The sequence below is a fragment of the Wenzhouxiangella limi genome (assembly GCF_010499265.1).
In the GTDB taxonomy this organism is placed as follows: domain Bacteria; phylum Pseudomonadota; class Gammaproteobacteria; order Xanthomonadales; family Wenzhouxiangellaceae; genus Wenzhouxiangella; species Wenzhouxiangella limi.
In genome coordinates this window covers 304,466-324,754 of the sequence record NZ_JAAGSC010000041.1, presented here as the reverse complement: position 1 = coordinate 324,754, position 20,289 = coordinate 304,466, and the positions used below count along the sequence as shown (strand labels likewise).

Here is a 20,289-nt window from a genome sequence, read left to right as displayed (position 1 = left end):
ATAAGGGATAATGGGCGATCAAATCCTTGCGCAAACAGGCAACGCTTGCGCATCCGGTCAGTATAAGGGCTGGATGGCTCAAACAGCCTGCGCACCGACGGTCTGGACCAGGCGTTTTATGCACAAGCAATCGGCCGGAGAATCCGCCCCCATCCAGCTCATCGCGCTTCGCGGCGGCGATGGCCGCATCGACGAGAAATGGCTTGCCGACCTGCCGCTGCGCCCGGGCGATCCGGATGTACAGGTCAGCCGGCTCACGCCACGCGCTGCCGATTTCGCGCGCTGCTTGGACGCGGCCCGGGAATACACTCGCGATTGCGCGGTTATGTTCGTGCGCAGCGGTCTGCGCCTGCCCCAGCGCTGGCGAGAGCGACTGACCGCAGCCACCGCCGAGCCCACGCCACTGCCGCGTCTGCCGGCCGGGAACTACGCCGACCCGATCAATCCGCTGGCCGGATTTGACGCCTTCAGCGATGCTGATACCGCCGACCGCTGGCTCTGGCTGTGCGCCGAGCATCAGGCAACGCCGGTCGAAGACTTCCCGCTGGACTGCCTCTACCTGCCCCACGGCAGCGCCGCGGCGCTGGATGAACGCAGCCCGGCGCTGCTGATCGACAGCCTGTTCGTATTCGATCCGGCGCGCTGCGTGAACGCCGGCGACACTCAGCCCACGGCAACCGCAGCCACCCTGGGATCGGCGCGGCTGCGGCTGCAGGCGCTGGCCGATGAGCAAAAGCTTCCTGCGCCTCCGCCTCGGGCCGGGCTGGACGGCCGGCCGGTAACACTGCATATCAGCCACGACTGGGGCGGCGGCGTGGCGCGCTGGATTGAAGACGTTGCCCTGCACGATACCGAGGGCCATCACCTGGTGTTGTCGGCCAGCGGCAACCCGGCCGGGACCACGCACGGCCAGGTTCTGCGCCTGTATGCGGCCGGGCCCGGTCAGGCGTTGGTGCGCGAGCTGCCGCTGACGCCGTCGATCGCCGATACGGTGCGTACCGACCGCTGCTACCGGCAGCTGCTGGCCGAGATTGTGCGCCGCTTCGCGGTCGGCCGGGTGCTGGTGTCGTCGCTGATCGGCCACAGCCTGGACGCGCTGCGCACCGGGCTGCCCACCGCCCAGATGCTGCACGACTTCTATCCCGCCTGGCCGCTGCTCGATCGCGATCCGCTGGACTGGGCGCAGACCGAAGGCGGCGTCGATCTGGCGCGCGCGCTGTCCGAACACGGCCAGCATCTGCTGTTTCGCCACCCTGAGGTCGAGCACTGGCAGTCGCTCGCCAAAGCCTGGCTGGAGGCGGTTGGGAACAATCAGGTGCAGCTGCTCGCCCCCACCGCCGAGGTCGTTCGGCGCTGGCAGGCCCTGATCGGCAGCGCCTTGCCCGAAATCGACATCATCGGCCACGGCTTCAGCGGCTGGGACCAGAAACCGCAAAGCGTCAGCGCAAGACCACGCGCCGACGGCCGCCTGAACCTCGTCGTCGCCGGCCGGCTGTCGCCCGGCAAGGGCCTAGCCCTGCTCGATCAATCCCTGGACGCGCTGGCACCGTTGGCCCACATCACGCTGCTGGGCTGCGGCCGCCACGGCATGCGCTTTTTCGGTCGGCCGGGCGTTGATATCGTGCTCGACTATCAGCGTGATCAGCTGCCGGCGCTGCTGCAGCGCCTCGGGCCGCAGGCCGGGCTGTTTCTGTCCACCGTGCCGGAGACCTGGAATTACACCCTGTCCGAGCTGCGCGCCGTGGGCGTGCCGCCGCTGGCCACGCGTCTGGGCAGCTTTATCGAACGCATCGCCCACGGCCGCGACGGCTGGCTTTTCGAACCGCAGCCCGAGTCCTTGATCGAACTGGTATCGCGACTACACAACGAGCCGGAGCAGCTCGCGGCAGCGGCCGCTTCGCAGCCCGGCGATCCCGACATGGCCTCGGTGCTTAAATACTACTGGGGACGGATTTCGGCCCTGAACCCGAGCGCGCCGACCCTGGCGCTTACCGATCCGCGCCAGGCCGCGATCGGCCGCCTGAGCCTGCAGATCGCCGCGGCCCGGCGCGATCGGGCCGAGCTGAAAGGCCGTCAGCAGGAACTGCAGGCCGCGCTGGCCCAGCGAGCCGACTGGGCGCGACGCTACGAGCGCCTGAGCGAGGAACGAACGCGCTGGGCGCAGGCCCTGGAGCGCGAAATCGAGGCCGAGCGCGTTCAGACCCAGGCCCGGCTCGATGCGCTGGAAAGCGAACGCCAGGGCCTGGAGCGTTCGCTTATCGATACCCGCGCAGAGCTCCACGTCAGCCAGGATCACCTGGCCCAGACCCGCGCCCATCTGCAATCGACCCAGCAGGACCTGCACGCGACGCAGCACGATCTGCAAGCGACGCAGCAGGACCTGCACCGCAGCGATCATGAGCTCGAGCGCGCCCAGGAGGAACTGCGGCTGATCTTCGCCAGCCGCTCCTGGCGCTGGACCCGGCCGCTGCGCTTTGGCAACCGCGTTGTCGATCATGCCCGACACCGGGACGCATGGAATCCGCTGCGCTGGCCGCGCCTGGCGCGCAGGCTGGTCCACAGCCTGCGCTTTCACGGCCTGCGCGGGACGCTGCAGCTGGCCCAGGGCACCCCGCCGGCGGCGCCCGTACAAGCCAGCGTGCCGGTCGTGCAGGCGCCCGCCGAACACGCCCCCGCCCAGCCGGTACGCCTGCCGAACGCGCCGGCGCCGCGGGCGAGCATCGTCGTTCCGGTCTATAACAAGGTCGCCTACACCGCAGCCTGCCTGGAAAGCCTGCACCTGGAGGCCGGCGACACGCCGTTCGAGGTCATCGTGGTCGACGACTGCTCGAGCGACGAGACGGCCGACTTCCTGGGCCGCTGCGAGGGCGTGGAGGTGGTGAGCAATGCCGAAAACAGCGGCTTCATCGCCAGCTGCAATGCCGGTGCTGAGCGCGCGCGCGCACCCTTCCTGGTGTTTCTGAACAACGACGCCACCCTCACCCCGGGCTGGCTGGAGGCCTTGCTGCAAACCTTCGAGGATTTCCCGGACGCCGGCATCGTCGGCGCCCGCCTGGCCTACCCCGACGGTCGCCTTCAGGAGGCCGGCGGCATCATCTTCAGCGATGCCAGCGGCTGGAACTACGGCCGCAACGAGGACCCGGCCCTGCCCCAGTACAACTTTACTTCCGAGGCCGACTACGTCTCGGGTGCCTGCCTGGCGATCCCGCGCGCGCTGTTTGAGGAACTCGGCGGCTTCGACAGCCACTACGCCCCGGCCTACTACGAGGATACCGACCTGTGCTTCCGGGTCCGCCGGCACGGCCGCAAGGTCTACTGCCAGCCAGCCTGCACCATCATCCACCACGAAGGCGTGAGCTCGGGCACCGACGAGACCAGCGGGACCAAGCGCTACCAGGCCGTCAACCGCGAGAAATTCCGCCAGCGCTGGCGCGATGCCCTGACCCGCCAGCCGCCGCACCGCATCGATAGCGACCGGCCCGACCCGGTCCGCCGTGCCCGCTTCCATCACGCCGCCGGTCGCGCCCTGGTGATCGACGCCACCACCCCCATGCCCGACCACGATTCCGGTTCGGTGCGTATAACCGCGCTGATGGAACTCATGGTCGAGCACAACTGGCGGGTCACCTTCTGCCCGCAGAACCTGAAGTGGGAAGGCCGCTACTCCAGCGCCCTGCAGCGGCAAGGCATCGAGGTGCTGAGCGCGCCGGCGATCAGCGCGCTGGAGTCATGGCTGAAAAACTACGGCCCAGACCTCGACCTGGTGCTGGTCAGCCGGCACTACGTGCTCGCGCCGATCCTGAAGGCGCTGCGCCGAAGCTGCCCCCATGCGCGCATCGTGTTCGACACCGTGGACCTGCATTTCCTGCGCGAGCAGCGCCAGGCCGAACTCAGCGGCAGCGACAGCATGCAGAATGCCGCCGACCGCACCCGCAAGATCGAACTGGGTCTGATGGATGAGTGCGACATCACCCTGGTCGTCAGCACGGTGGAGCAGCAGCTGCTGACCGAGCTTCTGCCCGAGGCCGATATCCGGGTTCTGTCCAATATCCACTCGATCCATGGGCGCCAGCAGGGCTGGGCCGCGCGCCGCGACCTGCTGTTCGTCGGCGGCTTCCAGCATCCACCCAACGTCGATGCCGCCGAATGGCTGATCGACGAGATCTTTCCGCGCGTTCGCGAGCAGCTGCCCGACGTCAAGCTCCATCTGATCGGCAGCCGCATGCCCGACGCACTGCGCGAGCGCGCCAGACCCGGCATCATGGTGCACGGCTTTGTCGAGGACCTGACCCCCTACCTCAACGGCTGCCGCCTGTCGCTGGCGCCGCTGCGCTACGGAGCGGGCGTCAAGGGCAAGGTCAACCAGGCCATGGCCTGGGGCCTGCCGGTGGTCGCGACCACCTGCGCGGCCGAGGGCATGTTTCTGCGCCACGGCGAGGACGTGCTGCTGGCCGAAGACGGTGAAAGCTTTGCCGCCGAAGTGGTGCGCGCCTACCAGAACGAACCGCTTTGGCGAACGCTCTCCGACGGCGGCCTGGCCAACGTCGAGCGACATTTCTCGCGCGCCGCCGCCGGCAGGGTGGTCGCGGCGCTTCTGACAGAGAAAACCGAGCCGGGCTTGCGCAGACCGGCCTGAGCCCTTAGACGTCGCGCACGCGGCGCGCGGTGGTGACGCCCTGGATGGACTGCATGCGGCTGAGCAGGCTGGCCAGCTGATCGAAATCCTCGACCTGGACGGTCAAGTCAATGCGCACCTGCTCGGTGTCATCCTGGCGACTGGCGTTCATGGCCGTGACGTTGACGTTTTCGCCGGCCAGCAGGCCGCTGACATCGCGGATCAGCTCGCGCCGGTCCCAGGCCTCGATCAGAATGCGGGCCGGGTAGCGGCTGGCGGACTGGCTGGCCCAGCGCACCCGGATCACCCGCTCCGGCGACTGGCGCTGCAGGTTGATGAACTGGCGGCAGTCCTGACGGTGGATGCTCACGCCGCGGGTGCGGGTGATATAGCCGGCGATGTCGTCGCCGGGCACCGGCTGGCAGCACTGGGCCATGTTGTGCATGAGGTTGCCCACGCCCTCGATCTGGATATCGCTGCCCTTGCCCGGCCGGGCCGGGACCGGCTTGCTGACCGGGATGGTGGTTGCTTCCGCGCGCCGCTCGGGATGCTTGCGCTCGACCGCGTGGGCCACCTGCGACGCACCCAGCTCACCGCAGCCGACGGCCACGCACAAATCCTCGACGCGGCGGAAATTGAAGTGCTCCAGGACCTCGGCCGCTTCGTCGAAATCCAGGTCCAGGCGCTTGAATTCCGCCTCCAGGGCGCTGCGCCCGGCGACCAGGTTTTCGTCGTAGTGCGCCATCTTGAACCAGTGGCGCACCTTGGAGCGGGCCCGGGCCGTGTGGATGTAGCCGAGCCGGGGGCTGAGCCAGTCACGCGACGGTCGGGGCTCTTTGGCAGTCAGGATTTCGACCCGATCACCGTTCTTGAGCTCGGTGGTCAGCGGCACGATACGGCCATTGACGCGCGCCCCACGGCAGCGGTGACCGACTTCGGTATGCACCAGGTAGGCAAAGTCCAGCGGCGTGGCGCCGGCCGACAGATCCTTGACCTCGCCTTTGGGCGTGAGCACGTAGACCCGGTCTTCGGTGGTCAGGTTCTGGAAGTCTTCGAGCAGGCTGGCGTCGTCGCCGTCGTGCTCTGAACCCTCGAGCAGCTGGCGCATCACGCCGATGCGCTTTTCCAGCCCCGAATCGCGCGGCCCGCCCTCCTTGTAGCGCCAGTGCGCGGCCACCCCCAGCTCGGCGTGGCGGTGCATGTCGTGGGTCCGGATCTGGACCTCCACGGCGCGCCCCCGGGTACCGGTCACGGCCGTGTGCAGCGACTGGTACAGGTTGGCCTTGGGGTTGGTGATGTAGTCGTCGAACTCGCCCGGCACCGGCTGCCAGTGGGTGTGGACCAGGCCCAGCACGGAATAGCACTCGGCCACGGAATCGACCATCACGCGCACCGCGCGCACGTCGAACAGCTCGTGGAAATCCAGCCCCTTGCGCTGCATCTTGCGCCAGATCGAGTAGACGTGCTTGGCCCGGCCGCTGATTTCGGCCTCGATCCCGGCCTCGCCGACGATGTGTCGCAGCTGAGCCATGAACGAACTGATGTAGGCCTCGCGGTCGGACTGGCGTTCGGCCAGCATCAGCCGGATCTGGCGGTAGGCCTGCGGCTCCAGGTACTGGAAAGCCAGATCCTCGAGCTGCCACTTGAGCTGCCCGATGCCGAGCCGGTTGGCCAGCGGGGCGTGGATCAGCTGGGTCTCGCGGGCGATGTGGCGGCGGGTTTCCTCGTCCAGATCGCTCGCCAGTTTCAGCCGGGCCAGCTGCCAGGCCAGCGCGATCAGTACGACCCGAACATCGGCCACCAGCGCCAGCAGCAGGCGGCGCAGGCCTTCGGCGCGGGCGTTGTCGTTGGGGAGGTAGGTCTGGCCGAAGTAAGATAATTGCTCAAGTTGACCAAGCAAACTAGCCAGCTGAGACAGTTCCCTCACCGGCTCGTCGCGCGGAATTTTCTGACGCCTAAGCACAATTGGGAACAAAATGATGGCCGCCACGGTTTCTGCATCTGGCGCGAGTGGCGAAAGAGCATCCAGTGAGCTAGCAACCAACGCTTGCTCAGAGTGCTCCATCGCTGCAAAGCAAAATCTTAAGCCTTCAGTGACTGGCCCAGAGAACTCGCCTTTTTCAAGATATCTTGCTATCCAGAAGTCAAGCCCATCGATTGGCTCATTGTTGCGCAGCATTTAGGCGACTAATTTGCCAAATTGGGCATCACGGCGCGGCAATGTCAAATGGGGCGCTATCTCCGGTTACATCTCCGAATTCCACACGAATCAAGCGGTCAGTGCCTTCCACGTCACTGGGCACATCAAGATTGGAAATTGTTGCCAATCCGTCGACCCATGTGATGCTTGTGGTCAGAACCGCAAGGGTTGCCGTGGAACTCCTCAGGGTCAAACCGACAGAATCATCAAATGTCTTTATTGTATTTCCGCCACTATCCACCGCACGAATTGTGAACTCCGGGAACACTCCGCCAGCGGTCACTATGGGGCTGGCCTCAGTAAACGATACTTCGAACTGCTGCAAGACACCTACAACCGGAATCTCAGCTTGAGCCACATCAAAAGGTGCCTCTTGCCCGGCTCCATCAACCGCGCCGGCATACAGGACGAGCGTCGAACCACCGGTGGACCCGGCATCGACTGTACGAGAAACCTGATACCGGATTGATCCATCCACGGGCAGAGAAATGCTGTCCAACCGAATCGGCGTTGTGTCGGTCTGCGCTGGGCATGCGGTGCCTTCACAAGTCCACTCTCCCACGGCGAGCGCAGCCGGAAAGTAAGTCGCATTGCCCGGGAAGACTTCCTGGAATGCTAGCTGGTCAAGCGCGGCATCGCCAGTGTTCTGAATCAAGATGTCGTAGGAAAACGTTTCGCCGGCGACAACTGAATCCGGAACGCCTTCAAAAGAAACCCTTACGCTTCTATTTTCGATCAGTTCAAAGCGATCCGCAAAAATCAGATCATCGGCATTCGGATCATCTGCTGGTTGAACTGGAGCCACGCCGAACAATCCGAACTCCGCGACTTCCGACGTTCCATCAGAGCCAACATAAAAACACTGGGTGGAGCCCGAGGGCGTGAAGGCAAACCGACTATCGTTCAACTGGTACTCAAGATCAGACGACAAGCCTCTCTCGTCCAAGACCAAATGCCCGCTCGAGTTCGTGGCGCGGACCTTTATTGAGGAATCCACGGAGGATCCGAAATCAAAACAAAAAAGTGGGTTATCAAAATCTGATTGGTCTTGATCAGCCAAGGTAAATGAGACCGTCAGGTCCGCCAGCTCGTAGCGCAACACTTCCTGGGCCGCATCAACCGTGGCCAAGCTGAAAAAGCCATTCCTGTCGGCAATGACGGAAAAAAAGAGGCCGCTATCCTCAATTGTTCTATCGCTGCGAGCCTGCAGAACGCCCGGCACAACAGCCAAGACCAGCAAGGCCAAAAACAACTGGGTAACCGAAAAATAATTGCGCATGTCTGAATTTTCAGAAAAGAGGATAGCGGTATTGTAGCGTCAGACCCGAACTCAACGATTAAATTCAAGTGAAAAACTCATCTGAATCAGGCATGTGACCGACATCCCAAATCACTTAGCCTTTCGGTCTCTTACCGGTATTCCGGCCACGGCCGCGGCTTCCCCCAAACGGGGCGGCGAGACCTTTTCTGCCGTCCCCAGCTGCTGGGCGAAGATCTGGACTCGGTATTCCTCGATCAGCCAGCGGAACCGGTCGACTTCGGGGGTGTACCAGCCGCCGCCGGCCAGGTGATCGAGGTAGGCTTGCCACCAGGGCCGGACTTCGGCCATGCGCTGATCATCGCGCAGCGGGTCGAGCTCCAGCGCCTCCAGGCGCAGGCGCATGGCCTTGAGATAGCGCAGGTAGTGTGCCAGGCGGTCGGCCTCCAGATCGTGGAGAAATCCCGCGTACAGCAGGTCCTCGAGCTGGCTTTGCAGATCGGCAATGTTGTTCGGTGCAGCCCGCTCCAGCGAGGCCAGGGCCAGGGTCAGCTCGTGCCAGGCCAGGATCACCGCATCGAGCACCGCCGCATCGCCCTGGCAGGCGGCGATGAAGGCCTGCCGGACCCGGGCCAGCAGGGCGTCGAATCCGGCCCGGTCGCGCACCGGCCAGACCTCATCGGGCGCGGTGAAACGCCGCAGCGACAGCTCGCGCAGGGCTTCGGTCAGCTCGGAGATGTCCTCTACGCGCGTCCAGGCGATCTGGGCCGGGCGCGACAGGCCGTGGTTTTTTGCCAGGTACTTCCACTGGTCGCGCAGCCCGCTCTTGAGCAGCGCCCCAACCCCGCCGGCGTGGGCCAGGCGGGCCTCGGCCTCGGTGTCGAACAGGCGCACGCCGGCGACCTCGCCCTGCCCGACCAGCGCCGGCCAGGCCTGGTGGCCGCCGCGGGTGGTGACGACCTCGGGCAGCGGCTCGAGATCGCCGGCCTTGAGGCCATCGCGCTGCCAGCGATCGGCCTGGCGGGCCATGAACTCGGCCCGCGCGCGCTCGGCAAAACGTTCGATCAGCTCATCCAGCGCTCGACTCTGGCCCAGAACAGCGCCGTTGTCGTCGCGCACCCGAATCAGAAAATCCAGGTGGCGCGGCATTTTTTCCGGCTGAAAATCGGCGCGCTCGAGGGCGATGCCGCTGATCCGGCCCAGCTCCACGCACAGCCGATCGAGCAGCGAGCCGGCCGGCTCGTTGCCCAGCCGCTCGATCGCCGCGCGCGCGTATTCGGCCGCCGGCACCAGCGCGCGGCGCTTGGACTTGGGCAGGCTGGCGATCAGCGCGGTGACTTTTTCTTCCAGCAGGCCCGGCACCAGCCACTCCAGGCGGTCGGCTTCCAGCCGGTTGAGCAGGTGCAGCGGGCACTCCAGCATCACGCCGTCGATCTCGCTGGCCGGGTCGAAGTGATAGTGAAGACGGAATTGCTCCGGACCGATCTGCAGCCGCTCGGGGAAGGCATCGCGCGCCGCCAGCGGCGCCTGCTCGCGCAGCAGCGTGGCCTGATCGTAGAGCAGGTTTTCCTGCTCGGCGGACGACAAGGCCTTATACCAGCGCAAGAACGCCTTGGTTGTGAACAGATCGTGCGGCAGCCGAGCGTCGAAAAACGCCTCCAGCTCGGCATCCGAGGCCAGCACGTCACGGCGCCGGCGCTTGTGCTCGTGCAGCGCCAGCTCTTCGCGCAGGGCGCGGTTTTTCTGCAGAAACGTTGCCCTGGCGTTGATCTCGCCGCGCACCAGGGCGTGGCGGATGAACAGCGCGCGGGCGACCTTGGGGTCGTGCGGGCCATAGTGGCAGCGCCGCTTCTCGACCACGATCAGGCCGTGCAGGCTCAGCTGCTCGTAGCCCATCACCCGGCCCGAGCGCCGATCCCAGTGCGGATCGAACACCCGGCGCTTGAGCAGGTGGGCGGCCTGCTGCTCCAGCCAGTCGGGCTGGATGGGCGCGACCATGCGGGCATAGGTCCGCCCGGTCTCGACCAGCTCGGCGGCCATGATCCAGCCGGGCGTGCGCTGGCTTAAGCCCGAGCCGGGAAAAATCCGGAACTTGTGGCCGCGCGCGCCCTGGTACTCGCCCTTCTCGGTGTGCTGACCGATCATCCCCAGCAGGCCCGACAGCAGGCTGCGATGGACGGCCTCGTCTTCGGCTCGCCCCCCCTTGCCGACCTTCCAGCCCTCTTCGCGCGCCAGCTCCAGCAGCTGGCCGTGCAGCTGACCCCACTCGTGCAGGCGCTGGGCGTTGAGGAAGCGCTTGCGCGCCTGTTTGTCGGCCTGGCTACGCGAGAGCTGGGCGCGTGTTTCCTGCCACCAGCGCCACAGCTTGAGCAGGGTCAGAAAATCCGAGCCCGGGACCGCGAACTCGGCGTGGGCTAAGTCGGCGGCCTGCTGCTGGTCCAGCGGCCGCTCGCGCACATCGGCGATGCTTAAGCCCGCCACCAGGATCAGCGCTTCGGCCAGCGCGCCGCGCCGCTCGGCCTCGATCAGCATCCGGCCCTGGCGGGCATCGACCGGCAGTCGGGCCAGGCTTTTGCCGACCGCGCTCAGCGCTCTGTTTTCGTCCACGGCGCCCAGTTCGACCAGGCTCATCCAGGCCTCGGCCAGCAGTCGCCGCGGCGGCACATCGACAAACGGAAAATCCTCCGGCTCACCCAGCCCCAGGGCCAGCATCTCCAGCACCACGCCGACCAGCCCGGCGCGCTGGATTTCCGGCTCGGTGAACTCGGGCCGGGCATGGAAATCGGCCTCGTCGAACAGCCGGATGCACACCCCCGGTCCGATCCGGCCGCAGCGCCCGGCGCGCTGGTTGGACGAGGCCTGCGAGACCGGCTCGACCGGCAGCCGCAGCACGCGCGAATGGGCGGCATAGCGCGAGATCCGGGCCAGGCCTGAGTCGATCACGAAGCGGATGCCGGGCACGGTCAGCGAGGTCTCGGCGACGTTGGTCGCCAGCACGATGCGCCGACCGGTGTGCGACTGGAAGATCCGGTCCTGGGCCTCGGCCGGCAGCCGGGCGTACAGCGGCAGGACTTCGGTGTGGGCCAGGCTGGCGCGCTTGAGCTCGCGCGAGACCTGGAAGATCTCGCGCTCGCCGGGCAGGAACACCAGGATATCGCCGCGATGGTCGATCCGACCGGCCGCCTCGACCGCGCGCCGCACCTGCCGACCCAGGTCCTCGCTCTCCTCCGGCGGCTGGTAGCGCACCTCTACCGGGTAGCCGCGACCCTCGACGGTGATCACCGGGGCCTGGTCGAAGTGGCTGGAAAAGCGCTCGGTATCAATCGTCGCCGAGGTGATGATGATCTTCAGGTCCGGGCGCTTCCGGCGCAGCTGTTTCAGGTAGCCGAGCAGGAAGTCGATGTTGAGACTGCGCTCGTGGGCCTCGTCGATGATCAGGGTGTCGTAGGCATCCAGACGGCGGTCGCCATGGATTTCGGCCAGCAGAATGCCGTCGGTCATGAACTTGATATAGCTGTCGGCCGAAACCCGGTCGTTGAAGCGCACCTGGAAGCCAACCGCCTGCCCCAGCTCGGTTTTCAGCTCCTCGGCCACCCGTCGGGCCACCGAGCGCGCCGCGATCCGGCGCGGCTGGGTGCAGCCGATCAGGCCGCGCAGGCCTCGACCGGCCTCCAGGCACAGCTTGGGCAGCTGGGTGGACTTGCCCGAGCCGGTCTCGCCGGCCACGATCACCACCGGGTTGGACCGAATGGCCTCGACGATGGCGTCGGCATGGGCACTGATCGGCAGTTCGGGCGGGCGCGCGAGATCCGGCAGACCGGCCTGGCGCCGGGCAACGCGCGCCTGCGAGCTTTCCAGCCGCTGCAGATAGGCCGCTTCCAGCGACTCGCGTTTCTCGACCGGCCCGCGAAAGCGGCTCAGCTGTCGGTGCCGGCGCTTGAGCCAGGCAATATCGCGCTGGAGGATCTGATCGGGATCAAAGGAAGAGGGCATCCCCGTATTGTCGCAAATACCCGGTGAGATCCCTGGTCCCTGGTTCAGAAGGCTTTGAGGCCGCCTGGGGCGGGGAGGACCCTCTGAAGGCCTCGCCACGCGTCGAACTGAAGAGGGTCCTCCCCGCCCCAGGCGTCTGGGCATCGGCCTGGAGTGAGCCTGCGCCAACGGCCAGACACAATATTGTCTGAAAATCACCGAGTTCGCGTACAAAATACCAGAGGAGGCGCTACGGGTCGCGCCAATTGACTACACGCAGACCCTGATCACGCCGGAATTCTTCATGGCTGTTGGTGACCACAGTCAAGCCGCGGGCGCGCGCGTATCCGGCAATCATCTGATCGTACGGGCCGATCGGCCTGCCTTCACGACGCAGTTCGGCCCGAATCTGCCCGGTATGCCAGGCTGCGTGAACGTCGTAATCAAGCACCTCGAGGCGCGCGGCGTAGCCCTCGACCACGGCCAGGTTCTGATCGATGCGCTGCGAGTTCTCTGCGCCGAATACGAGTTGCATCAGTGTCACGGTGGAAATCGCCATCTGTCCATGGTGACGACGAAACCGCTCACGAACTTCCGGCGGCTTGTGCTTGATCACGTAGATCGAGATGTCGGTGTCAAACAGAAATACTCTGATCGACTATCTGAACGGCATCGGCCCTGCGGCAGATGGGCCGGGTAAAGACCGATCGTTCGAACCAGCGCAACAGCTCTCCGGTGGGGATAACCCGACCGGCGGCGCGATCAGCCAGTCCGGCTTAGATTTCCTTGCTGCCAACCGCCTGATAGATCAACTCATTCCAGCCGACCGGCTCGACAACACCGCTCGGGTCACGCCATCGACCATTTCGCCCCCATTGTGGACGAGACCTACGCCCAGACCCTCGCCCAGTGCCACGCCAATCGGCAGAAAGCGGGCAAGTCACCACCGCATCGGCAACGGGGTGTTCGCCCTTCTCAGATCAAAGGGGGTGGCGCCACTCGCTCAGTACCGCCTGGGCCGATGCGCTCAAGCGATTGAGCAGGCCGCGCTTTTTCATCGGCTGGGTGATCTCGAACGCCTCGCCCTGCTTCACCGCATCGAGGACAAGATCATCGCTGGTGCCGATCTCGTCGATCAGGGCCAGCTCGAGCGCATCCTCGCCGTACCAGTGTTCACCCGTGGCGAGTTTTTCCAGATCCAGCTGCGGCCGATAGCGATTGAGGAAATCCTTGAACAGCACGTGCGTCTGCTCAAGCTCCTCGCGGAATTTCTCCCGCCCGGCATCGGTGTTCTCGCCCAGCAGCGTCAGGGTGCGCTTGTATTGCCCGGCGGTGTGCAACTCGACGTCGATGTCGTTGCGCTTTAGCAGGCGATAGAGATTGGGCAGCTGGGCAACGACGCCGATCGAGCCGACGATGGCGAACGGTGCGGCCACGATCCGATTGGCCACGGCGGCCATCATGTAGCCGCCGCTGGCCGCGACCCGATCGACCACCGCGATCAACTCGATCTGCGCGCTGCGCAGACGTGCCAGCTGAGCGGCAGCGAGCCCGTATCCCGGCACCACGCCACCGGGGCTGTCGAGCACCAGCAAAACCCGATCACGACCCGGCTCGGCGACCTGCAGCACGGCGCTGACCTCTTCACGCAAGGCCTCCACCGCCGAGGCACGAATGTCGCCGTGAAAGCGCAGCACGAAGGTGCGTGATGCGCCATCCGACTCGTCCTTCTCCTCGCCCACTCGCGCCGCTTTGTCCTCGGTAGCCGCGGGCGCGTCGCCTTCGTCCTTTCTCTTGCCGAAGGGCAACCGCTGGCGCCACTCGGCCCACCTGGCCTTCCAGCCGTCGTCGGTCTTGTTCAGCGCTGCGCCCAACTGCCTGCTGCGGGACTCGATCTCGTCGTTGAGCCGGCGGATCTTGAGCGGCTTGAGCCGACTGTCGCCGGCCTGCATCTTGCGCGCCTGCGCCAGGACCGAAACCACCGCAGCCACGACGAAGATCACGGCAACCGCCAGCGTCAGCGTCTTGAGAAGAAACAGGAAATACTCGGGCCACATGGACGGTTTACTCCGGGCAAAGAGGCGAAGTATAGACGGGTCGCTCACCCCCTAAACAAAGCGGGCTCTCCGCTAGTTTTGTGTGGGTTAACCGGTTCGGATAGCCCATGGGCTGGCCCTGTTCGGCTCCACTGCCCACGTCAGGGTAACGAGCGGCAGTGATGTCGATGTGCTGGTGGCCTTCGACGGCCCGGCCACCTCCAAGCGCTATTTCGGCGTGCAGTTCTACCTGGAGGACCGGCTCGGCTGCCGGGACGATCTCGTCACCGAAAAGGTGTTTTCGGCCTCTTCGACCCGGCCGGTGTCGAGGTCGACGACGACCAGGCCGCAGCGCGATTCGGCGTTGCGTTTCGCCAACCCCTCTTCCAGCGCGGCACCCTCTACTTTGTAGGTCATCGGTTGATTCCTTTTTGTCTGTGCTTCGAAAACTCCGACAAAAGGATAAGCCGGTGCCCTACCTTGAACCAAGGCCACCGAAATTACAGAACAGATGGTGCACTAACGCACTCTCCGCCCTGCGGCTATTCGCCTTCCTGGCCGGAAATGCGTTTGAAGAATCTCATTCTCTTCGGCAGACATCCCTGTCAGTGCGTCCTCGCTGTCTTGCAACATCAGTCTGTGAGTTTTTCAATTAAAGTCTCGGCATTCATTAAAGCCCTCTGCCGATCAACCAGTTCCCCATCACCGTTGAAAAACAATAGATCAGCCGAGCGAGTCTGATATCGCTCTTTAAAATCATTCCTCGTAGGATCTCCGGCTTTGACTACCAGAAAATTGGCTTGTTCGCCGATCATTTCTCGCGCTCTATTGATTTCGTTGGCTTGTTGGTTGCTAACCGACAGGTTGAGGTCGTAAACAAAAACCACTGATCTCTGACCATTGCCGATTTTCTCGAGGTTCGTATCAATAGGTTCAGGCAGCAACGCAGCAGCCACTATGATCAAAGCAATGACTGATACAACTATCCACAAATATTTGTTTTTCATTCCATTGTTCTCGTTGTTTGATTCGGTTGACCCAAATAGAAGCGTCAGGTATTAAGTAGCGGCTGATCGGACGGGAAATCGCGGATACTGCGGCTGACCAGAATCAGGCCCTGGACCTGGGCCGAAGCCCAGATCAGCAGGTCGGGCAGGCGCAGGCGGTGGGACTGGCGAAGTTCTATGGCGCGCTCGGCAACAGCCGCGTCGATTTCGATGATGTTGAATCGCGCCAGCCAGGCGCGTAGCGCGTTGGCCTGCTACGGACTTTCAGCGCCTCCAAGTTATCTGATGACGATAAATACTATCTAATGGTCCGTCTACCATCAATGAGCCAGGGAACTCTTGGGTTCATGTCCTGTATTTTGCAAAGCAGCCAGGCAAAAGCCTCGCTGCAAGGCACAATACACGCGACCAGTCAATCCAGAGCAACATCGTGAACTTCAAAAGCGACAACGAAGCCCCCGCCCATCCCGCGGTCCTGGAAGCCATCATCGAGGCCAACCGGGATTTCGCCACGGCCTACGCCGATGACCGCTACAGCTGCCAGCTCGATGCGCGGTTCTCCGAGCTGTTCGAAACCGAGTGCCACGTATTGCCGATCGCCACCGGCACGGCCGCCAACAGCATCGTGCTGGGCGAGCTGAGCCCGCCCTGGGGCGCGGTGATGTGTCATCGCTCAGCCCATATCCACTGCGACGAGGGCGGCGCGCCGGAGTTCTACACCCACGGCGCCAAGCTGGTTCCGCTGGACGGCGACAACGCCCGGCTCGATCCCGACACCCTGGGCCAGGCGATCGACTCGGCCGGTGCACACGGCGTGCACAACTGCAAGCCGTCGGTCGTTTCCATCACCCAGGCGAGCGAGTGCGGCACCAGCTATCGGCCCGAGCAGGTCCGCGCCCTGGCCGAGGTTGCCCACGCCCGCGGCCTGCCGCTGCACATGGACGGCGCGCGCTTTGCCAACGCCGTGGCCTGGCTGGGCTGCAGCCCGGCCGAGATCACCTGGAAAGCCGGGGTCGATGTGCTGTCGTTCGGCGCGACCAAGAACGGCGCGCTGACCGCCGAGGCCGTGGTCGTGTTCGGCCGGCCGGAATGGCTGGAAGGACTCGAGCGCCGGCGCAAGCGCGGTGGGCATCTTTTGTCGAAGATGCGCTACGTCTCGGCCCAGCTGCTGGCCATGCTGGACAACGAACTCTGGCTGGAGATAGCGCGCACGGCCAACGCGCGCGCCGCCGAGCTGGCTGCGGGCATCGAGGCGTCAGGTGTGGCCGACCTGCAGTGGCCGGTGGAAGTCAATGAAGTCTTCATGCGCGCCGACCCGGCCGTCCTGCAGGCGCTCAAGAACCAAGGCTTCGAATTCCATATCTGGCCCGGCTTCGACGACGTCGCCCGGCTGGTGTGCACGTTTGCCACGCCCGAGCAGCAGGTGCAGGATTTTCTGGCCGCGCTCCGGCAGAACGAGGCGACCTAGAGGCAAGTCGCCACACCCGATGTCAACGGCAGCGGGTCACTCGCCCCGCTTCAAGTGCCGGCCACCCGTCCAGCCGCCGCTGGCCAGCAGCTCCTCGCCCAGGCGCCGCGGCGCTTCCTCGAGTTCGGTGGCCATGGAGTCATTCCAGCGGTTGAGAAAGCCGTACAGGCAGATGGCGGCCAGCAGCTCAACGATCTGGTCTTCGCTCCAGTGCGCCTTCATCCGGCTCATCAGCGCTTCGTCGACCTCGTTCGGCACCGCTCCGGCCGCCAGGGCGAAATCCAGCGCCGCGCGCTCGGCTTCCGAGTAGAGCGGACTGGTCTGATAGTCCCACACGGCTTGAACCTTGTCTTCGGGCACGCCGCTGATGCCGGCGGCCAGCAATGAATGAGCCTGGCAATACTGACAACCGGCCGCGCGGCTGGCGAAATGCGCCAGCAGGCGCTTGAAGCCGGGATCGACCCGGCCGCGCGGGTTCATCACCGCCGCGGTCAGCGCACCGAAGCCTTTGACGATCTCCGGACAGCGCTGCATGGTCAGGAGGCTGTTGGGCACGAAGCCCAGAATGTTTTCGAACTGGCGAAAGGTCTCGGCCAGTTCCGGTACCGCTTCGGCCGGCAGCGGCTCGAGATGTGCCATGACCCTTCTCCTTTGAAATGACCCAGCATCCCGAGCATATCGGATGCCGCGCCGACTCAATGCGATAATCGACCCGTCAATGTTGCATGGACCGATGCGCGATGGAATGGCTGAGCTGGGAACTGCTGAAGATACCGGGCTGGATTGTGGCCGTGCTGCTGGTCGTGATCGGCCTGGCCGGCACCGTGCTGCCGGCCCTTCCTGGCGTGCCGATCATCCTGCTTGGCCTGTTGCTGATGGCCTGGATGGACGGCTTCATCGCGGTTTCCGTCACGACCATGCTGTGGCTGAGCGTGCTCGCCGTGCTGTCGGTCGTCATCGACTTTCTGGCCACCGCCGAAGGCGCGCGGCGCTTCGGCGCCGGTCGCCTGGCCATCCTGGGCGCCACCGTCGGGCTGCTGGTCGGACTGTTCTTCGGCCTGGCCGGCATCCTGTTCGGTCCCTTTATCGGCGCGGTCGCAGGTCACCTGCTGGGCAAGGCCAACCTGGATGACTCAATGCGCGCCGGCGTCGGCGCGTCGATCGGCGTGGTGATCGGCACCGCGGCCAAGGTCGTCATCGGCGCGGTGATGCTGGTCTGGTTTGCCCTGGCCTGGTGGTTGTAGGCAACCCGAGCCGATGAGCGACCCGGACCCGCAGCGCTATCTCAAGGCCAAGGCGATTGCCGAGCAGTTGCTGGCCGTCGAGCCCGTCCAGCGCGCCGCGACCATGACCGCGCTTTGCGGCCAGGACCCGGCCTTGCGCCAGGACGTCGAGTGGCTGCTGGCCGCGGCCGAAGACGATTCCGAAGACGACGCCCCCGAGCGCTTCCAGACGGCCGCGCGCAGCGCCCTCATGGCGGTGGCCCTGGAAGTGCCCATGCCGCGCAACTACCGGCTGCTTGAGCGACTGGATGCCGGCGGGACGGGCGTGGTCTACCTGGCCGAGCGCATCGATGGCGAGGTGACCCAGCGGGTCGCCCTGAAGCTGCTGCTGCCGGCCGAAGAGTTGACCCAGGCGCTGGCCGATCGCTTCGCCAACGAACGCCAGGCCCTGGCCCGGCTCAGTCATCCCAATATCGCCCACCTGATCGACGGTGGCCTGACCGCCGACGGTCGACCCTTTCTGGCCACCGAGTACGTGCGCGGCGAGCCGATCGATGCCTGGTGCGAAAAACGCAACGCCGCGCTGGACCAGCGCCTGGAGCTGGTCATCAAGGTCTGCGAAGCGGTCGATTACGCCCATCGCCACATGGTCATCCACCGCGACCTCAAGCCGTCCAACGTCCTGGTCACGGCCGAGGGCGAACCCAAGCTGCTGGACTTCGGCATCGCCCGCATGATGGACGACCGGCCGCAAGACGGGACTGATCCGGAAGGCCGCTTCATGACCCTCGCCTACGCCAGCCCCGAGCAGCTCGCCGGTCAGTCGATGAGCGCGGCCTCGGATGTCTATTCGCTGGGCGTGATCCTGCGTGAACTGCTGACCGGGCGGCGGCCGTTCGATGCCCTGGTCGATCCGCATGAACGCCTGGAGACGCTAAAGACCCGCCCGCTCTCGTCGCTGCGCAAGCGCGCGGCAGCTGGGCAGAGCGCGCCCGTCGCCAAGATCTCCAAAGACCTGGACGCGATTGTGAAAAAAGCGCTGGCGCCGAAGCCGGAGGAGCGCTACCGCTCGGCCCGGGAGCTCGCCAGAGACCTGGAGCGGCTGGGCCAAAAGCGCACGGTCGCGGCGCGCGGCGGCGGCAAGATGTATCGCCTGGAGCGTTTCCTGGCCCGTCACCGCCTCAGCGTCGCGCTTTCGCTGCTCGCGCTGGCCTTGCTGATCGGCTTCATGGCCGATCGCGAGAAACAGCTGCAGCGCATATCCTGGGAACGCGACCGCGCCGAGGCCGTCACCGGTTTCATGAACGACGTCTTTTCCGGCGCCGACTCCCTGCCCTCGCGCGGCAATACCGTGACCGTGCGCGAGATTCTCGACCGGGCCAGCGAGCGGCTGGCGACCAGCGAGGCCTTCAGCCCCGCCGCCCTGGGTTCCATCCACTTAGCCCTGGGCCAGGCCTACAACGCGCTTGGCCTGGGCCAGCAGGCGCTGCCGCTGCTCAGCCAGGCGCGCGAGGATCTGGCTTCGAGCTCGTCGCTGACCGAACAAGCGCACATCGAGGCCGAAATCGCCGCGGCTTTCGATTCCGCCGGCCGGGCGGCAGCGGCGATCGCCGCCGACCGGCGCGCGCTTGCGCTGTACTCGCAAACCGCCGAGGCCGGCAGCGACCGGGTCCTGCGGGTGCGCATTCGCAAGCTGCGCAACCACGCCAACGTCATGGATGTTCCGCTGGACCAGACCGTGGCCGAGCTGGAATCCATCGTCGCCGATCTCGCCGCCCGCCCGTCCGGGACGCCGGAACTGCTGTTCGAAGCGCGCTCGGCGCTGGTGGCCGCCTACGTCATCCAGAACCAACCCGAGCGCGCGCTGCAGACCGCCCGCGAGGCCGAGCCGCTGGCCCGCCAGCTCTACGATGCAGACGATCCGCGCCGGCTGCGCGGCCAACATGCGCACGCGACCGCCTTGATGCTGAGCGACCCGGCCTTGGCCATCGAGCGGTTCGGACAGCTGGTGGCCGACCACGAACGGCTGGTCGGTCCCAGCCAGCGACTGGCCAATACGCTGGGCAATCTTGGCGTGGCGCTGGCCAGCGCCGAGCGCGACGCCGAGGCGATCGCGGCGTTCCAGCGCGCGGCGGCGATGATTGAAAACGTGGCCGGACGCGACCATTACCTGTACCGGCTATCGGTCTCGAACCGGGCCGCGCTGCACCTGCGCGTCGGCGAACCGGACGTCGCCGAACGCCTGATCCGCGCGCTGCTGACGGGGTCGGCCGACCTCGATGAGCCGCTGGGCGGGATCGAGCTGAGCTACCGCGCCCAGGCACTGGACATTCTGGGCAGCGCCCTGGTCCAGCAGGACCGCCTCGCCGAAGCCGCCCAGGCCTATCGCCAGGCCCTGGCGCTGCTGCCGGCTGGTCCCGACCAGGCGACCGGCGATCTGCGCAACACGCTCAGCGAGCGGCTGGACCTGGTCGAGCGCCAGCTCGGACAGGCCGTACCGTGAGGCTAGT

Annotated in this window: 13 protein-coding genes and 1 pseudogene; 5 read left to right on the top strand and 9 right to left on the bottom strand. The window is 65.5% G+C overall.

All coding sequences use genetic code 11. The annotated features are described in order from the left end of the window. Positions 1 to 118 precede the first annotated feature (118 nt). Positions 119 to 4,636: a glycosyltransferase gene (locus G3I74_RS10170; protein ID WP_164211469.1), complete on the top strand. Its 4,518-nt coding sequence runs from the start codon at positions 119 to 121 to the stop codon at positions 4,634 to 4,636. Between the two features lie 4 nt (positions 4,637 to 4,640). Here the strand turns inward: G3I74_RS10170 and G3I74_RS10165 are convergent, their stop codons facing one another. The 5 genes from G3I74_RS10165 to sohB all read right to left on the bottom strand — a co-directional run bounded on the left by G3I74_RS10165 (position 4,641) and on the right by sohB (position 14,102). Further along, a complete protein-coding gene (locus G3I74_RS10165; RefSeq protein ID WP_239056827.1) occupies positions 4,641 to 6,680 on the bottom strand; it encodes a bifunctional (p)ppGpp synthetase/guanosine-3',5'-bis(diphosphate) 3'-pyrophosphohydrolase in 2,040 nt (679 codons plus the stop codon). 142 nt (positions 6,681 to 6,822) lie between these two features. Further along, positions 6,823 to 8,094 carry a hypothetical protein gene (locus G3I74_RS10160; protein WP_164211467.1) on the bottom strand — a complete coding sequence of 424 codons (1,272 nt, stop codon included), beginning with the start codon at positions 8,092 to 8,094 and terminating at the stop codon, positions 6,823 to 6,825. A gap of 111 nt (positions 8,095 to 8,205) precedes the next feature. After that, positions 8,206 to 12,066, bottom strand: a complete 3,861-nt coding sequence (hrpA, locus tag G3I74_RS10155; RefSeq protein WP_164211466.1) for an ATP-dependent RNA helicase HrpA — start codon at positions 12,064 to 12,066, stop codon at positions 8,206 to 8,208. 229 nt (positions 12,067 to 12,295) lie between these two features. After that, positions 12,296 to 12,688, bottom strand: coding sequence for a tRNA(fMet)-specific endonuclease VapC (gene vapC / locus G3I74_RS10150; RefSeq protein WP_203594695.1), 393 nt, complete (start codon positions 12,686 to 12,688; stop codon positions 12,296 to 12,298). A 337-nt stretch (positions 12,689 to 13,025) separates the two neighbouring features. Beyond that, entirely contained in the window at positions 13,026 to 14,102 is a 1,077-nt protein-coding gene (gene sohB / locus G3I74_RS10145) for a protease SohB (RefSeq protein ID WP_164211465.1), read from the bottom strand. 100 nt (positions 14,103 to 14,202) lie between these two features. On the opposite strand from sohB, the pseudogene G3I74_RS15945 reads away from it, so the two are divergent. Further along, positions 14,203 to 14,388 (top strand): annotated as a pseudogene (locus G3I74_RS15945) (nucleotidyltransferase family protein); the annotation flags it as partial. Here G3I74_RS15945 and G3I74_RS15940 read toward each other — a convergent pair. The 3 genes from G3I74_RS15940 to G3I74_RS16330 form a co-directional block, all read right to left on the bottom strand. Then, positions 14,328 to 14,498 carry a TIGR03032 family protein gene (locus G3I74_RS15940; RefSeq protein WP_239056825.1) on the bottom strand — a complete coding sequence of 57 codons (171 nt, stop codon included), beginning with the start codon at positions 14,496 to 14,498 and terminating at the stop codon, positions 14,328 to 14,330. The pseudogene G3I74_RS15945 and the gene G3I74_RS15940 overlap by 61 nt on opposite strands. A gap of 215 nt (positions 14,499 to 14,713) precedes the next feature. Continuing rightward, entirely contained in the window at positions 14,714 to 15,088 is a 375-nt protein-coding gene (locus G3I74_RS10135; RefSeq protein WP_164211464.1) for a hypothetical protein, read from the bottom strand. A 44-nt stretch (positions 15,089 to 15,132) separates the two neighbouring features. Further along, on the bottom strand, positions 15,133 to 15,318 hold the full coding sequence (locus G3I74_RS16330) for a PIN domain-containing protein (protein ID WP_164211664.1): 186 nt from the start codon (positions 15,316 to 15,318) through the stop codon (positions 15,133 to 15,135). 200 nt (positions 15,319 to 15,518) lie between these two features. On the opposite strand from G3I74_RS16330, the gene G3I74_RS10125 reads away from it, so the two are divergent. Beyond that, positions 15,519 to 16,556, top strand: coding sequence for a threonine aldolase family protein (locus G3I74_RS10125; protein ID WP_338063093.1), 1,038 nt, complete (start codon positions 15,519 to 15,521; stop codon positions 16,554 to 16,556). A 36-nt stretch (positions 16,557 to 16,592) separates the two neighbouring features. Here G3I74_RS10125 and G3I74_RS10120 read toward each other — a convergent pair whose 3' ends face one another. Then, entirely contained in the window at positions 16,593 to 17,195 is a 603-nt protein-coding gene (locus G3I74_RS10120; protein ID WP_164211463.1) for a carboxymuconolactone decarboxylase family protein, read from the bottom strand. Between the two features lie 101 nt (positions 17,196 to 17,296). On the opposite strand from G3I74_RS10120, the gene G3I74_RS10115 reads away from it, so the two are divergent. Further along, the gene (locus G3I74_RS10115; RefSeq protein ID WP_239056824.1) at positions 17,297 to 17,800 is read left to right on the top strand and encodes a DUF456 domain-containing protein; all 504 of its coding nucleotides are present in this window, start codon (positions 17,297 to 17,299) and stop codon (positions 17,798 to 17,800) included. 13 nt (positions 17,801 to 17,813) lie between these two features. Next, complete coding sequence (locus G3I74_RS10110) at positions 17,814 to 20,282, top strand: serine/threonine-protein kinase (RefSeq protein ID WP_164211462.1); 2,469 nt, start codon at positions 17,814 to 17,816, stop codon at positions 20,280 to 20,282. Positions 20,283 to 20,289: the final 7 nt, after the last annotated feature.

What these genes read in the sequence shown, in the direction of transcription:
- G3I74_RS10170 (WP_164211469.1), top strand. Translation starts at nt 119, where the DNA reads ATGCACAAGCAATCGGCCGGAGAATCCGCCCCCATCCAGCTCATCGCG.
- G3I74_RS10165 (WP_239056827.1), bottom strand. Translation starts at nt 6,680, where the DNA reads ATGGAGCACTCTGAGCAAGCGTTGGTTGCTAGCTCACTGGATGCTCTT.
- G3I74_RS10160 (WP_164211467.1), bottom strand. Translation starts at nt 8,094, where the DNA reads ATGCGCAATTATTTTTCGGTTACCCAGTTGTTTTTGGCCTTGCTGGTC.
- hrpA (WP_164211466.1), bottom strand. Translation starts at nt 12,066, where the DNA reads ATGCCCTCTTCCTTTGATCCCGATCAGATCCTCCAGCGCGATATTGCC.
- sohB (WP_164211465.1), bottom strand. Translation starts at nt 14,102, where the DNA reads ATGTGGCCCGAGTATTTCCTGTTTCTTCTCAAGACGCTGACGCTGGCG.
- G3I74_RS15940 (WP_239056825.1), bottom strand. Translation starts at nt 14,498, where the DNA reads ATGACCTACAAAGTAGAGGGTGCCGCGCTGGAAGAGGGGTTGGCGAAA.
- G3I74_RS10135 (WP_164211464.1), bottom strand. Translation starts at nt 15,088, where the DNA reads ATGAAAAACAAATATTTGTGGATAGTTGTATCAGTCATTGCTTTGATC.
- G3I74_RS10120 (WP_164211463.1), bottom strand. Translation starts at nt 17,195, where the DNA reads ATGGCACATCTCGAGCCGCTGCCGGCCGAAGCGGTACCGGAACTGGCC.
- G3I74_RS10115 (WP_239056824.1), top strand. Translation starts at nt 17,297, where the DNA reads ATGGAATGGCTGAGCTGGGAACTGCTGAAGATACCGGGCTGGATTGTG.
- G3I74_RS10110 (WP_164211462.1), top strand. Translation starts at nt 17,814, where the DNA reads ATGAGCGACCCGGACCCGCAGCGCTATCTCAAGGCCAAGGCGATTGCC.